Here is a 14783-nt window from a genome sequence, read left to right as displayed (position 1 = left end):
GCCCACCCGTACAGCTCCGGCGACTGCGCGTTAACCGTGCCGTACGACACGAACCGCTCCTTAGACACGTCGAGCTTGCCACGCGCACGCCAGTAGCTCGGCTTCAGGAAGTCCGCCGAGGAGTACTTCTGTGGCACAGGCGTCCGTTCACGGACCCTCCGCTTGGCGGGCTCGTCAGGCGCGGCGTCCTGCTCCCGCTGCAACTCCCATACCTGCTCCCAGTCGGCACGCTTCTTCAGCCCGGCCGGCTTGTACCGCAGCGCGGACACGAACGGCACGTGCTCCTCCGACAGCAGCTCCCGTACGGTCCTCGCAAGGTCCTGCCGGGGCGCGTATAGATCGGCGACGGAGGTGAAGTCCTCGTCTGTGGAGAGTGACTCTGCGAGCCGGGCGAGGGTGGTGACGGTGGGGTTGCCGTTGGCGTCGAACCAGTGCGCTCGGTCCTCGACCCGATTGAGCAGCCAGGACTTCAACGCCTTCTGCCGCATCGCGTCCCAACCGTCGGTAGACCAGCGCCGTTTGTACTCCGGACGCTCCAACATGCCGATGGCGCGGTTCAACTCGATGACCTCGATCCGCCTCTGCACGAGCGCCTGGTAGTCGACGGGCCAGTGCGCGGGGATCTCCGTGATCGGCGTGGACCCGTGCCGCTTGAACCACTCGCCACTGGCCTCCCCGGCTGCGACCCGGCGCGCCAGCACGATCTCGAAGGCGCGCTCGCCGAGGGCGAGTTCGGGAACAGCGGAGGCATCAGGCAGGCGAAGATCCTCGGAATGCAGGTCGTAGAGGGAGTACACCTGCCAGTCCAGCTCGTCCTGAAGGGCGATCATTCGGGCGCGAATCGAGTCGTAGCGGGCTTGGGCTGCGCGGAGGGCGGGAGCGTTGGGGGTGGCATCGGCGGCGAGGGCGGCGGGCGTCGTCGCGGAGAGCTGCTGGCCAAGGGCGTCGAGCTCAGTGGCGAGGGCGACAGGGTAGTCGACGGGGAGGGGAAATTCTTGGAGCTTGGTGCCGGTGAATTCGTAGAAGCGCTCCCACGCCTGCGACTTGTAGCCCTCGTTCACACCCTGACTACCCTTGTCATGACTGACCATCTTGAGCCAGAACCCGGCCGTGGAGCTGTTGAGCAACCCAAGCAGCGCCAGATGGTCTTCCGCTGTGGCGTCCTCACGGAGCTTGATTACCTGCGCCGAGTCCTTCACGGGGAGCCGACCAGTCTGGAGGTAGAAGTGATTATGCGTCGCAACTTTTGCGTAAACGATCAACTTTTGCGCCTTGACGCGGGAGCCGTAAACCTCACGCCATGAAATCCAAGGAATTCCCCTGTCTAGCATCGTGATACTGAAGCGCTTGCGAAGTTCCAGTACGTGACGCAGTGGCCACATGAAGCGCAGCAAGTCCTCGATCTCTGCACCTTCGAGGAGCTTCATATCCTGGTCGTACGGGCTGGTGAGCCAGGTCGCGCCGGTGAGTCCCCAATCCCGTACCTCATCGCCATTGGCGACAGCGGTGGGCCTGGCACCTCGCTGGCGCGCGGCAGCAGTGTTCACCGAGCCAAAGGCGTTGTCCTCGCCAGTAACGATAGACAAGCCGAGTTCTTGTGACGCAGTTCGCAGCCGCGTTCCCCTGCTATCGACGATCTTCAGGATGTCTGGTGCAGCGCCTCCTGCCAGACTCCATGGATGCTTTGACAGGTCGTCACGTCGCGTGTCGCGAACGCTGATCCAGTCGCTCTCGGAGCCCGGGGAGTCGGTCTGTTGAGTGATAGCCCGCCAGACGAGTCCATCCTCCGCCTTCTCCGGAGCCGCTGGCTCCCCCTGAACGCTCCGGACCGTGCGGATGGTGGCCCGGCGAGCGCCCGTGTAATCCAGCGGGCGGCCGACGAGGATGACCGTCGGGGTCCCATGCCCCGGGATGTACGCCCCCGACGTGTCGATGACCTCTGTCAGTTCGACCTGATCCCGGAAGAAGCTTTCGATCAGCTTCGTCCCGAACTCCCTCTTCATGAACGAGTTCGCCGTGATCTGGCCGACCATGCCGTAGCCGAGCCCGGACTTCTCCTCGCCCCGAACCGCAAGCTCGAAGAAGCGCTGCGCGAATGGGACCGACAGCGCGTACGTACCCGCGCACGCGCCGTACAGCTTGCGATACAGCTCGTTGAGTGTCTTGTCCTTGACTGTGATGTACGGAGGATTCCCCACGACCACGTGGTAACGGCCCCGGTTCAGGATCTGCGGGTACTCGAACACGTCCTCCGTGCTCAGCGCGTAGTACGGGTCTTCGGCGTCGCCCGATTCCACACTGTCGCCAAGGCTCAGCTGCTCGTCGCCGAAAAGTCCCTCCTGCCGATGCTCCGTCGGCAGCAGCGAGTCACCCACCGCGAGCTGGATCGGCCACTCGTACTGCCGCGCCTCTGCGAACGTCCGCATGCCGCTCGAAGCCATCGCCGCGACCAGCAGCCGGAAGCGGGCCACCGCAACCGCGAACGGGTTGAGGTCCACCCCATGCACGGACTCCAACGCCGCCCGCACCCGTTCGTACGGGCCGACTTCGGGTCGCTGCGACGCCCACATCCGCACCAGCCGCCGGAACGCCCCGAGCACGAAGTGCCCCGACCCGCATGTCGGATCGATCATCTTCAGTTCTTCAAAGCCGAACTCCCGCACTGCCGGGGTCATCGTCCGGTCGAGGATGAACTCCTCCACGAACTCCGGTGTCTGCAGCAACGCGTACGTCTTGCGGGCCGCCTCGCTCAGATCCTGGTACAGGTCGCCCAGGAAGCGGGTGTCCCAGCCCTCGGTGCCTTCCTCGCTCAGCGGGTCGCTGAAGTCGTGTACGAGAACAGGACCGCCGACACCGCCGTCATCGTCCCCGCCGAGCTCTCCCTCGCCGACGCGCTGCTCCCGCCAGAAGGCGAGCAGCGCGCCCGCCCCGTCGTGTGAGAGCGGGATCTGGTAGAGCGGGTTGTGGTCGCGGTTGAAGAGCAGCCGCCCGGCCTGCCCGGCGCCCAGCTCGGCGAACGCAGCCTCCAGCCATCCCCGGTACGTCGGGTCGGCGTCCTTCTCCAGGTACTCCTCGTACCGCGCCTGGGCGGTCTCCCGCCCGGCCACGTCGGGGGCTGCAATGTACGGCTCGGCGATCAGACAGTTGTCCTCGCTGAAGCGGACGAAGACCGTGCCGAGGACCCAGGCCACCGCGACCTGGGTGATCCGCTCGCCGAGCCAGGCATTCCACGTTGCCGCTGTACGGCCCAGCTTCCGGGCCTGCTCATACTCGTCGCGCAGCCGCGATCCGACCTCGGGGACGGCTTTGACCTGCTGCTCAAGGTCGGTCTCTGCCGCCTTGACCTGCTTTTGCAGGTCGGCGAGGAGGCTCTTGCGGTCGATCACGAACGGCTCCTGTGGAGAAAAGGGAGAGGACGGAGGAGGGTCGGGTCAGAAGGGAAGCGGGTCAGGCGTCCGGCGCGAGGTGTTTGCGTGATACCCAGGCGTCGGGCACGACGATCCACTCGTCGAACCCTGCCTGGTAGGGCACACTCTGCCCCGCCAGCCGCGGCGCCCGCGCCGGGTCGGACTGGGCGACGAGCAGCCACAGCGGGCTGCCGCCCTGCCGCGCTTCCTCCGCGAGCCGGCCGAGCAGGTCGAGTGCGTCGTACCGGGCGAGAACCGCGGTGTCGGTGAGGAGCAGCGGACCGTGCCCCTCTGCCAGCGTCTCTCGTAGCCTCGGTTCGATGCGCCCCCATGCCTTGTCGGTACGGATGCGCAGCTGCTGGTGGGCCCGGCTGCCCGGTTCGGCGGCGTCTGCCTTGAGGACGGTCTCCCAGGTCGGACGGGCCGACTCGCCGACCACGCCGCGCAGTTCCTCCACGAAGAGTCCAGTCAGCGACACTGGCCGTGCCCCGTACGGCTCGACGGTCAGACGCCGCACCGCGTCCTCGGCGCGCCTCTGGGGCACCGTTAGAACCCGGAAGCCGTCCTGCCGTGCCGAGTGTGCGAGCCGCTGTTCGGCCTTGACTGCGGCGGCGACGGCCGTGTCCGCGTCGTACTGGGTGGGGGCGGAGCGGCGCGCCGCCGAGGCGCCCCAGCTCGCCGAGGTCAGCCCGACGGTGGCGTCCCCGGACGGGCGGTCCGGGATGAGGCGGAGCACCTTGTCGTAGCGGGTGGCCAGCTTCAGCTCGAAGCCGGCCTGTCTCAGGTCGCGGACTAGGGCGCTGCCCGTGGGCAGGTCGCGTGGCGCTAGCGGGTCGGTGCCCAACTCAGGGAAGCGAGTGGCGACCCGCTTGTGCAGGGCGTCAACCGTCAAGCCCGGCTGTCGCTCCTCCTCGACTCCCGGCTGCACGGCGACCACACCGGCCTGGGTGATCCTCAGCGCGCGCACCAGGTCCAGGTCGCGTGGGTAGATCTCCAAGCGCGGGGTGAGGGCTGCCCGGGTGGAGGCGGCGACCGCGATCTCGGCGGTGCGTCGCTCGTCCCAGCCCAGGCTGCCCGGCGGCCGTCGCACCGCGTCCAGTTCGGTGAGTACCGTGCTCGCCGTCGGCAGGGATTCGAGCGCCGCGAGCCGGTCGGCCCGTGTGCCCAGGTTGAGCGTGTAGTCCTGCAGGGCGGGCAGGGTCGGGGTGTCGGGGCCGTCCACTCCCTCCCGGACGTCCAGGGCGAGCAAGCCGAGCACAGGAACGGCGCCCTTGGGCATCCGGGCATGGAAGTAACGGAACAGCGGCGGGGACTCGTTGTCATAGCTCTCCCGCTCCACCGCCGCGCGCAGCAGCGACAGTGCGAGCGCCCTCCGGTCACGCCGCTCCACGTGCTGAGTGCCGCGCAGGGCGATCAGCGCGTCGGCAAGCTCGATCACCGGGGCCACCCGGCCGCGCTCGGCGAGAAGCTCCACCACCTGCTCGCGCAGCAGCCCCAAAGCCGGATCTTCGTACCAGCGCTCGCGAGCCTTCTTCACGATCTGGGGGATACGGCCCGCGGTCAGACCCACCGCGTCGGCGACGTCCCGCTGCCGGACCCACGCCAGGCCCTCGGGCAGCTTGCCCGCCTCGTCGGGCAGCCGCAGCAGCAGCCGGACGGCCTCCCTCTCCTTAGCGTTGGAGCGGGCGCTGCCGCCGGACGGCCTCGGCACCAGGCGGGCGGCGAGCGCGTCCAGGCTCAGCGCGCTCAGAAGCTGCGGGTCGGTGACGTCTCCGCCGCCGACCTCGACTGATTCGGCTACCGCCTGTTCCAGCTCGGCAATCTCCTGGCCGGCGGCCTTGCGGGCCTCTGCGCTCAATGGCGCGGGAGCCGCCTTGCCGAGGCGGAGATTCCACTCCTTCTGCCGGCGCTGGATCTCCTCCCGGGTACGCGAACCCATGCCCGGCGCGGTGAGGAACTTCCTCGCCGAGTACTCCAGCACGTCCCCGACGGTGTTCAGCCCCATGGCGAACAGCTGAGACTGAGCGGAGAGCGTCAGACCCGCTACGGACAGAGGCGTCGTAAGGTCGGCCCTCGCCGCCTGCTGGTCACGAACCTGCTCGGCGGACGCGTCGTCGTCCTCCCGTCCGATCTGCGGCCCGGCTTCCCGCGCGACCACGGCGCTCTCCGCCCTACCGTGCCCGGTGCTCGGGGCGGTGGTCCGCTGCGCGTCGAGGAAGAGCGCCTGCCAGGCACGCTCCATCGGCTTCAGGTCTGAGAACCGGTCCTTGACGTCCCGGGCCAGGGCCTTACGGAAGAAGGCGACCAGGCCGTCGCGCACCGCCGGCTCGAAGGCGTCGGCCGCAAGCTGCGGGTACGGCCACTCCTTCGAATCGGTCTGCCGGGCTGTGGTCCCGCCGTCGCCCCATCGGGGCAGCTCGTTCGACGCCATCTCGTGCAACGTCACTGCCAGCGCGTACCGCTCGGCGTGACCGTCGTACGAGCCACGCGTGATGATCCCCAGGAACGGATCGAGGTAGCCCTCGGTGCCTGCATCGATCTCCTTCGCCGGGTATGCGGCGAGGGAGAAGTCGATCAGCACGAGCTGCCGGGTGCTGTTGGGACGGATCCGGATCGCGATGTTGTCCGGCTTCAGGTCGCGGTGCCAGATTCCTTCCGCCTCCAGGTGCTCCACCGCGCCGAACAGGTACTTCCCGTACGCCTCCAACTGGTCCATGCCCAGGCGGCCGTTGTCCCGCAGCTGGCGGGCGACTGTGTCCTCACGCCGCCTGGGTCCCTTCCCGTCGCCGCGGTCCTGCTCCTTCAGCTCCCGGCTGTCGCCCACGTATTCGAGAGCGACTACCCGGCGACCCGCGAGAGTGAGTGGCTCCCGCTCGTACAGGGCGATGATGCTGGAATCCCGATGGATACGGCCCAGGACCTCGGCCTCCCGGTCCAGGACTCCGTGCTTGGCCTCGCTCAGCGCGACCTTCAGCACAGCCACCGGCAGGGTGCCGCTGCGCCGCGGCTCGCCCGCGAGATCCCGCACGAGGAACGCCCGCGAGGTCGATCCCGTGCCGAGCCGGCGCATAATCTCCCAGCGCCCGGCCAGTACGTCTCCAGCTACCGCCTCGAGCGGGTCCTTCTCCGGCTCGCCCCGGTCCTCGTCCGTCTCCGATACCGGCCCGCCGCCCCCGCCCGCACCTGCAGCCGCGTTCCCGCCGGCGGAGTCCTTTTCGGCGAATGCCTGCTCGACGTACTCCAGCATTTCCAGGAAGTCGTCGACCGTGGACAGACGCCGGCCCGGTTCGTACGCGGTGGACGCCTCCACCAAGTCATCGATGTCCGGGTTGAGCCCGTCAACCAAGGCACTCGGGCGCAGGCTCTCACCGGCTTCCAGGCGGGCCATGACCTCACTCTGGCTCGCGCCCGGCGCCTGCCCGGTGACCAGCAGATACGTGAGGACACCGAGCCCGTACACATCGAGGCGCACCGGATCGGCCTTCGGAATTCTCAGCTCCGGTGCCAGATACGGATCAGCCTGCTCCGAGACGTGGAACCCGGACACATTGGTAGGTGCCAGCGTCAGGGGCCGACCGCGGCTGGCACTTTGTCCGGTGGCGATCTGCCAGTCCGCGATCTGAGGCCACGGACTCAGCCAGCGCTGTTCCTCGCCGAGCTCCCGCCCGCGCGGGCCGCGATCTCGCGGAATGACGTGCACCGCGTGTGCCGACAGTGTGCGGTGATGGACTCGGCGGGAGTGTGCGGAGCGCACCGTCTCGGCAAGCTGCCGCACAAGCGCGAGCCGGCCCCTCAGGTCCAGATGCTCCCCGTGCTGCACCAGAAAATCGTCCAGTCGCAGCGTCTCCGGGTGGTAGTCGAAGAGGATCGCCGGCCCGGCCGGATGCCCCGACGGCAGGTAACTCTTCAGCTGCACCGCGCCCGGGTGGCGGAACCGGCTGAGCACCAGCGCCTCGCGAGCGGCGGCCTGCTCCACCGAACGCCGCTCGGCGTCGGAGGCACCGCGCTCACTGAGGAAGACCCGCACCCGCGCCAGATCGTGCAGCTGGGAGTGGCGGCCCAGATAGTCGGCCCAGGTGGGTCCGGAGTCGAACGCCTTCGCCTCCAGGAGATAGGAGCCCACCTCGTACTGGCGGCGGATCGGTGCGATGCCGAGCTTCTTCAGGGCCGTGTCGACATGGCGAGACGTCTCAGCCGTTATCCGGCGCCGGGCGTCTCCCGGCGGCTCGCTGAGCATGTCCACGACCTGCTTGACCGTGAACACGCCGTTCAGATCGGCGGCCGGAAGGTTCACGCGGAGCTTGTCATCGGTGAAGCAGACCGCTTCACCCACCCAGACCTTCGGCCGGGCGCCGGGCCGACCGGAGACATCGTTGATCAGACCGGACAGTTCCTTGGCTTTCCGGTTCGCCAGATGCAGGGGATTGCCGTGTCGCCGGTGGGTCCCGCCAGGCGTGGTCTGCACCCAGTCGTTGCCGCCGCCGTGTACCGACCCGTGCCAGTCCTTCAGCTCGACCAGGAAAACCCCGGCCGGCGCAGCTACCAGAAGATCGACTTCCCGTACGTGCCCACTGCTCGCGGTGAACGTAAAGTTCGACCAAGCGCGCCACGGCTCCTCGTCCGGCAGCCGCCTGCGGATCGCCTCAAGACCGCGACGCTCGTGCTCATACTCGGACTCGGTGACCGTCGTCCACCGGCCTTCCAGCATGCGGCTCCCCGTCTGTGTCAGCTTGTGCATCTGTGCCTGCCGCATCCCGGTCGGCGCGTTCAGCACCCTCGGGAACCCGTGGAACGAATTCTAGAGGGTTGGACTGACAACAAGAGAGGGCCGACGGCGAGTTCAGCGCGCTCCTGCTGCGGGATGAGCGCGGCGTGACCGGCCAGTGATCTGGCCGACGGTGATGTGCAAACCACGGGTGCTCGAACAGGCCATCTCCGCCATCGTCCGTGAGCAGGGCCCTGGTTCCAGGATCGGCCCCTGCCGCCACCGTCTCCATCGTGCGGCACTGAGACGAAACAGATCGACAGATCGACGTGCTTGTTCTGGTGGGCAACACAGCTAGTGGTGGCCACCGCCGACCGTCGTGCAGGTCGCCGGTGTTACTCGTGCGCAGAGGTTTCCGGAGGCGAACCACCCGGCGAGTTCCGGAATGCGCTGCGCTTCCCGTTGCAAGGCGTAGACGGTACAGCCATCTCGCGGGGGAAGGCGGTGAACGATAGTGAATTGCTGCTTCTCGTAGTAGGTGGCGAGAGACCGCGAGTTGCAGTCTCGGCGGACGAATCTCATGTTCTGTCGGGCGGCGTGGTCGACAGCCCAGTTGGCGATAAGGGTGCCCAGTTTGCGATCTCGTTCGGCCGGGTCTGTCACGGTGGAGTTGAGGTAGAAGGCGGGTTCGCTGGCCTCATTTGCTGTCCAGGCCCATGGGGCTGCCGTCCTGAGAATGGTGGTACAGCCGACGATTCGGACATGGTCTTCGGCGAGGACCCACATGTCGCCGTATCGGTCTGCGCAGTTGGCTGCGAGTTCCGATACGTGTTTTGCCCAACTTTGCCAGCTTGGCAGTCTTTTGTTCCTCATCCAGTCTGAGCGGGCCTGGATCATCGCCTCGAGAGCCCAGCGGTCCCCCGGCGTGGCTGGTCGCATCGCAAGCAAGCGGTTCCGCTCCTGTGTGGGAAGGTCGGCAGTCTCTCCATGTGCCAGGCGGAACAGTAGAGGCTTAAGAGCCGGTGGGGTGAATCCCCTTGATGCTGTGCGCCGATTCCGAATCAAACCGTGCTGGTACCGGTTGAGATGCCCGGAGAGCGCCACTTTTGCCAGATAGGTGACGTGCTGTCAGGCGTTAGCGCGAGCCGGGCCCGGACTGATGGGAAGGGCTTGGATCGGCGAGTCCAGGCCGTGGTGCGAACCGTCGGCACCATGGTGTCCTCGGCCCTCGCCACGGTTGCCGCCGACATCGCGTTCGACGGTCGTTGCTTCACCGGGAGAGGGCGCCCCCTCCCGGTGAAGCCGCCGGGGCGAGACGCGGCGATGTCGACACGGCGGCGAGCTTCTGGATGCGGCCGAACCGAAGCTCGTGAGCCTGAGCCGCCAGAGTCGGTCGCAGCACAGGTATACGCCGCGTCATGCCCAGGGGTGATCCAGGACCTCAGGACGGTCTCCGGCACGCCACACTGGCGGCAGACCGCCGCCGCGGTTGCCCCGTCCGCTCTTGGATGCCGCCGATTGTGGGGGAACACCGGTGTACTCGCCTCCTTCCGACCCGATCGCCGAGCAGCGCATGCGCGCCCACCACTGGCGTGCGGCGCAGGAGTTGACCGTGACCGTGGAGCCGACCGGCGAATTCTGGGGATGGGCCGGGCGAACCCTGGGCGTCCCGGCCCGCACCGCAGCCGGCGCACTGGTGTGGCTGCGATTGGTGTCCGCGCCGGCAGACAAGGCGTCGGGGAAGCTGTGGGACGGCGCCAGAGACGCCCAGCGCGTCTTCGGCGACCTCGACGGCCACCGGCCTGCGCTGCTGGGCCTGTGGGAAACCGTCGCCGACGGCACCGCGTACAGAGCAGAGCTGTCGGCCTACGTCGACCAACCGGTCCTGTCCGACGACCCGGTCCTGCACCGTGGCCTCGAACTGTCCGACTCCTGGTGGACCGACCTGACGGAGGTGTTGGAGAAGGTAGCGGTGCTCGGCACCGACCGTGTTGCCGTGCGGCAGCAGTACATGGACCGCGCGATCCCCCAGTTCGTGGGCATCGAGCCCCCGGCCGCCCCCTGCTGGACGACCGCCCACGGAGACGTGCACTGGGCGAACCTCACCGCACCGCCGCTGCGGATCCTGGACTGGGAGAGCTGGGGCCTGGCTCCGGAGGGCTTCGACGGCGCGATACTCTACGCCTACTCGCTGCTGCAGCCGGACGTCGCCGCCCGCGTTCGCGAGATCTTCCCCGTCCTGGGCAGCACGGCGGGGCTGGCCGCCGAGGCGACGGTGTGCGCCATGCTGCTCCAGACCGTCGGCCGCGGCGACAACCTCGTACTTGAGGACCCGCTCCGGGAATGGGCTCACAACCTGCGCCGCCGCTGCCCGGCCTCGTGATCCTGACCATGACGGGCCGGAGTCGGCACCGCCTGGCAGGGACTCAGTTCTCCCTGCGCAGGTAGAGGAGCGCGAAGGGGATGGCCGGCGCGACCAGCGGCGCCAGTGCCCCGCTACGGTCGGCTTCTCCGGCCCGGTCCTCGGAGGCTGCCGTGGCCTCCAGCCACGTGGCGAGCAGCACCGCGACCGGCGGATCCAGGGCGGCGGTGTGGGCCGCCGCCCCGAGGGCCCGAGCGTGCGTGTGCCGGTCGGGGCTGTCCGGGTAGGCGAACGAGGCCAGGGTGGTCCCGCTGACGACGCCGCCCGGTTCGACGTCGACGGGCGTGAAGGCGGCCAGGACCAGCGCGCCCGTCTCGTCCTGGTCCACCATCCATCGCTCGTCAGGGGAGTCGGCGGCTTCCGCCGCGCGGCGCCGGAGCAGCGCGGCCGCCTCCCGCAGCACCTCCTTCGTCATCGGGAGGCCTGTTCGTCGCGCCGCGAGGCCCGGATGCTCTCCTCGAGCGCCGCGATCAGGTCCTGCGGCGGCTCGCGCGGCGCACGTGGGGCCTCCAGCTCCCTGCCTTCGGTCACGGCGGCGACGAGCTGGTCCAGGGCCTCGCCGTACTCGTCGCGTACGGCATCGGGGCCGACACCCTTCAAGTGGGTGAGCAGCACCTCGGCGAGCTCCAGCTCCCGGTCGGTGACCGGCTGCGCCGGGGCCGGCCCCGGCGCGCGGATCTCGTCCGGCCAGAACACCGTGTGCAGCGTCAGCACCCCCAGCCGGGGACGGAGCACGGCCAGCCGCTCGCGCGAGGTGACGGCGGCCTTGGCCACCCCTACGAGACCGGTACGGGCCAGTGCGGAGACGAGGACCGCGTACGGCCGCTCGGCGGCGGAACTGGTGGGACGGGCGTAGTAGGCACGCTGGTAGGAGACGGGGTCGATGCTGTCGGCAGGGACGAACCCCAGCACCTCGATCACGTGCTTCGTCGGTAGCGGCAGCCGCTCCAGCGCGGCGTCGTCGAGAACGACTGTCGTACCGTCCGGCAGAGCGACCCCGCGTGCGACGTCTTGGTAGGCGACCTCCTGCCCGTCCAGGTCGCACACGCGGCGGTGACGGATGCGGCGCGTCAGCCCGGTGAACCTCGTGGAGGCGGACTCGATGATCCTCCGTGGCCGGGCTGAGAAAGACAGGCACGGAGACCAGGCCGAAGGACACGGACATCGTGGTCGCCATGTTTCCATGGGACTCCCGGCCTGCCGGTGCCGCACGTCGGTGTTCCGGGCAGGACGTCCGTGTGCTCTCGAACCGGACTGCGCCATGGGCCGGCATCTCTTCCAGAAGGTCATTCGGGGCGTCGCGTTTGACGGCGATGACCTCCGTACACAGGCCTCCGGTCGCCTCGGGGCCAGGCCGTTGTCTTCCGGTATCGGGCACGGACTGCACGAGAGGAGAGAGGGCCGACCAACACCGGCCCCGAGGCGATGCTTTCCCTCAGATGGCCGTCCGGAAGCCGGAAAACAGGAACGCGAATTTCAGGAAGTACGCCTTCCGATAATTCACGAGAGCGGTTCCTGGCAACTCTTCACGCCCCATGTGCGGAAGGGAGCCAAGGGATGCGCTTCTCAGCCGGTCCATCGATCAGGCATCATCGATCCGGAATTACGTATTCCGGATTCTTCGAGCTGACAGGAACCAGAGAATGTTCACCGGACTCCGCAGCTGGCTCCGCACCGCGACGGCTCACTCTGCACCGCACCACCCACCTGCTGAGCCGCAGGGGATGTCCTGCGACCGAGACGCTCCGGTGCCGGTCTCCGCCGACGCCGCACTCATCTCCCGGGTGACCCGGCTCCGTACGGCGTTGCTCTGCGCGGGCGCGGATCTGGAGCGGGTTTCCGGACCGGCCCCCGCGTGGTTCGCTTCGCTCGCCGAGGACGGCCTCGCCCCTCGTTCCCTGACTCCACAGGAACAGCGTGAGCTCGGAGCCCATCTGGCGGGTCTTCCCATCGATATGGTCCTCACCGACATCGCGTGCGACAGGGCCGTCCAGAGAATTGAGACGCTCAGTGCCCTGAGTGAGCTGCGCTCGGAGGGCATCGATCTGTATCCCTGCTCCCGCGGGGGGAATCTTCTCGACGTGCCTGCCGCATCGCTGCACCAGCTCGCCGACTATGTACGGCAGCAAGTCGCCGAGGCCAAGGCGACCGAAGTGCCGCAGCCGGACCGGTCCGAGCGCGGCTGAGGCGGCGGTGCCGCGCCACCAGTCGTGACACGACGCAGCTTGGGGTGCCCGGCCTGGCACCTCTCGGAGCCGCAGTCGCTGGCGCTGCCCGACCGTGCCCCTCAAGGTGATCGCGGTGAACGCCGCAGTGGCAATCAGCGCCGCAGGCTCGTCAGCAGGCCCGAGCCGCGCCCTTTACTTCGGACACCGCCGCGGCGACGGAAGCGCGGGGAGCGGGCCGGAGCCGAGGATGTCGTTTCCGCAGTGCGGGCGTGCCGTCAGCGCTCGGGAGCGAGCACGGACCCGGTCGGCGGGCTGCTGGGCACCGTGATCTGCGGTTGGTTAGTCCAGGCACATCTTGACATCGCGGTAGACATATTTGCCGGACACCCAGCCGCGGACACCGGTGTTCTTGTCGGTGATATTCACCCACTTCTGACCCTTGGTGTACGAGTGCACCTTGAATTTGTGCCTCTTGTACAGGACGCCGAGAGCGGTGGACTTGGCGCTGGCCTTCGAACGGATGGTCACGGCGTTGGTGCCGTGGACCGCCCACGGGAGGTAGGGGTTGCTGGTGCAGGACGATGCGGGCAGTGCGGTAGCGGCCGACTCCGGCGCCGCGGTGGCCGCTGGAGCGGACAGCAGCGGCAGGGCGACAGCGGTCGCGGTGGCCGCGAGCACGGCTATGCGGCGTGCAGACATGTGAGAAAACTCCACAATGGGGTGTTGATGGGCAGTGGGGGGCCTCGGCTGAAGGCGCAGAGATGGCCCACGGCGCGGCGCCGGACACCGGCGCCGCCGAGGCCTGACAAGAGCTGGCCGCGATCAGGTCACGGTGCATGGGGCCGGACGCTCCATGCTGGAGCGGTCGAAGGGCGCGTCGCGGGGGCGGCGCGCGGTGGTGCTAGTCGAACCAGGCGCCGGAGACCCAGCCCTTCATGCCGTATGAGCTGCTGCTGAGGCTCTCGCCGTAGTACCAGCGGTTGCCGTACTTGTTCTTGGCGCTGCACTCCACGTAGAACTCGCCGGCGGAGTCGAGTTGGCCCTTCTTCTTGTAGGCCACGCCGGGGCCGGTGCGGATGGCCGGCCATTCGAGGTTGGGGCCCCATACGCTGTGGTTCTTGTCGTTGCGGGTGCACGCGCTGGAGCCGACCGCGGAGGCGGGAGAGGCCGTCGCGGCGAGCCCCCCGACCAGCACAGCCGTAGCGGCTGCTGCGGTCGCGGTCCGGCGAATTACAGGTCGCATCTGCTTCCTCAGGGGCGAGAACCGCGCTGCCGGAGCAGCGCGGTGAATCCGGGCGAGAAATCAGGAACGTGACAACGAATGTCGCTGCTCCCGGGCCGATCCTCTTTGAGTAAAGGGGAGTTGGCCAGGCCCGATCTGTTCCGCAAGATGACCTTCCGGAAATGAGTCGCCAGGTAGTGGCTTTTCCGGAATTAGGACCTCAGGAAGTGGAATTACAGGCAGATCAATTTCCGGTATATGCGGTCGGCGTTCAGCCGGTCGCGACGGACACGGCGAGCGCACCAATAATCATGAACGGGCCGAAGGCGACCTGAGCGCGGCGGTTGCGTCCGGCGGTCAGCAAGACACCCGCGAACACCAGCCCGGCGAAGAAGCCCGCGGTGGTCCCCCACAAGACGTTCTGCCAACTGTTCCAGCCCAGGAGCGCGCCGATGGCGGGCGCGAGTTTCACGTCCCCCAGGCCCATGCCCGAGGGAAGCGACAGGAGCAGGAAGGCGGCGGTGACGACGAGGGTCGCGGCAGCCGCGCGGCCGAACCCGCCCGGCTCGCCGGCCAGAGCGGCGCCCGTGAGCAGCAGGAGCGTTCCGGCGCACGCCGGAACGGTGAGGACGTCGGGAAGACGCTGAACGGCAAGGTCGATCATGGCGAGGGCCACTCCACAGGCGGCGAGCCAGTACTGGGCCGCGGCCAGCCACCCGCTCGCGCCGCCCAAGGCGATCCCGGTGAACGCCGCAGCGGCCATCAGCTCCACTGAGCCGGCGGGCGGCCCGATCCGTGCCCGGCACTTCGGGCAACGCCCCGACGGGGGGAGTAGGCGGGAGCCGAGGATGTCGTTTCC

The 14783-nt window shown here is 68.4% G+C and carries 10 protein-coding genes; 2 read left to right on the top strand and 8 right to left on the bottom strand.

From position 1 onward, the window contains the following. From pglX to AOK08_RS48710, 3 genes are all read right to left on the bottom strand, one after another. On the bottom strand, positions 1-3386 hold a 3386-nt coding region (gene pglX / locus AOK08_RS17865), incomplete at its 3' end, for a BREX-2 system adenine-specific DNA-methyltransferase PglX (RefSeq protein WP_055526789.1). A gap of 61 nt (positions 3387-3447) precedes the next feature. Continuing rightward, positions 3448-8115, bottom strand: coding sequence for a BREX system serine/threonine kinase PglW (gene pglW / locus AOK08_RS17860; RefSeq protein WP_055526791.1), 4668 nt, complete (start codon positions 8113-8115; stop codon positions 3448-3450). 351 nt (positions 8116-8466) lie between these two features. After that, the gene (locus AOK08_RS48710) at positions 8467-8985 is read right to left on the bottom strand and encodes a GNAT family N-acetyltransferase (protein WP_338400141.1); all 519 of its coding nucleotides are present in this window, start codon (positions 8983-8985) and stop codon (positions 8467-8469) included. 661 nt (positions 8986-9646) lie between these two features. On the opposite strand from AOK08_RS48710, the gene AOK08_RS17855 reads away from it, so the two are divergent. Continuing rightward, the gene (locus AOK08_RS17855; protein WP_055526787.1) at positions 9647-10495 is read left to right on the top strand and encodes a hypothetical protein; all 849 of its coding nucleotides are present in this window, start codon (positions 9647-9649) and stop codon (positions 10493-10495) included. Positions 10496-10538: 43 nt separating this feature from the next. Here AOK08_RS17855 and AOK08_RS17850 read toward each other — a convergent pair whose 3' ends face one another. Continuing rightward, a complete protein-coding gene (locus AOK08_RS17850; protein WP_055526785.1) occupies positions 10539-10949 on the bottom strand; it encodes a hypothetical protein in 411 nt (136 codons plus the stop codon). After that, complete coding sequence (gene ku, locus AOK08_RS17845; RefSeq protein WP_277816030.1) at positions 10946-11719, bottom strand: non-homologous end joining protein Ku; 774 nt, start codon at positions 11717-11719, stop codon at positions 10946-10948. Before ku ends, AOK08_RS17850 begins: the two co-directional genes overlap by 4 nt. Positions 11720-12258: 539 nt before the next feature. On the opposite strand from ku, the gene AOK08_RS17840 reads away from it, so the two are divergent. Next, entirely contained in the window at positions 12259-12720 is a 462-nt protein-coding gene (locus AOK08_RS17840) for a hypothetical protein (protein WP_055526780.1), read from the top strand. 321 nt (positions 12721-13041) lie between these two features. Here the strand turns inward: AOK08_RS17840 and AOK08_RS17835 are convergent, their stop codons facing one another. The 3 genes from AOK08_RS17835 to AOK08_RS17825 all read right to left on the bottom strand — a co-directional run. Continuing rightward, the gene (locus AOK08_RS17835) at positions 13042-13401 is read right to left on the bottom strand and encodes an SH3 domain-containing protein (protein ID WP_055526778.1); all 360 of its coding nucleotides are present in this window, start codon (positions 13399-13401) and stop codon (positions 13042-13044) included. A 202-nt stretch (positions 13402-13603) separates the two neighbouring features. Beyond that, positions 13604-13945 carry a hypothetical protein gene (locus AOK08_RS17830; protein ID WP_055526776.1) on the bottom strand — a complete coding sequence of 114 codons (342 nt, stop codon included), beginning with the start codon at positions 13943-13945 and terminating at the stop codon, positions 13604-13606. A gap of 250 nt (positions 13946-14195) precedes the next feature. Beyond that, a partial coding sequence (locus AOK08_RS17825) for a prepilin peptidase (protein ID WP_241826991.1) occupies positions 14196-14783 on the bottom strand: 588 nt, incomplete at its 5' end.

This window comes from Streptomyces graminilatus (genome assembly GCF_001418565.1).
Classification (GTDB): domain Bacteria; phylum Actinomycetota; class Actinomycetes; order Streptomycetales; family Streptomycetaceae; genus Streptomyces; species Streptomyces graminilatus.
Note: the sequence above shows the minus strand (reverse complement) of the source record. Positions and strands in the feature narration are given on the sequence as shown.

What these genes read in the sequence shown, in the direction of transcription:
- AOK08_RS17835 (WP_055526778.1), bottom strand. Translation starts at nt 13,401, where the DNA reads ATGTCTGCACGCCGCATAGCCGTGCTCGCGGCCACCGCGACCGCTGTC.
- AOK08_RS17830 (WP_055526776.1), bottom strand. Translation starts at nt 13,945, where the DNA reads ATGCGACCTGTAATTCGCCGGACCGCGACCGCAGCAGCCGCTACGGCT.
- ku (WP_277816030.1), bottom strand. Translation starts at nt 11,719, where the DNA reads ATGGAAACATGGCGACCACGATGTCCGTGTCCTTCGGCCTGGTCTCCG.
- AOK08_RS17840 (WP_055526780.1), top strand. Translation starts at nt 12,259, where the DNA reads ATGTCCTGCGACCGAGACGCTCCGGTGCCGGTCTCCGCCGACGCCGCA.
- pglW (WP_055526791.1), bottom strand. Translation starts at nt 8,115, where the DNA reads ATGCTGGAAGGCCGGTGGACGACGGTCACCGAGTCCGAGTATGAGCAC.
- AOK08_RS48710 (WP_338400141.1), bottom strand. Translation starts at nt 8,985, where the DNA reads ATGAGGAACAAAAGACTGCCAAGCTGGCAAAGTTGGGCAAAACACGTA.
- AOK08_RS17850 (WP_055526785.1), bottom strand. Translation starts at nt 10,949, where the DNA reads ATGACGAAGGAGGTGCTGCGGGAGGCGGCCGCGCTGCTCCGGCGCCGC.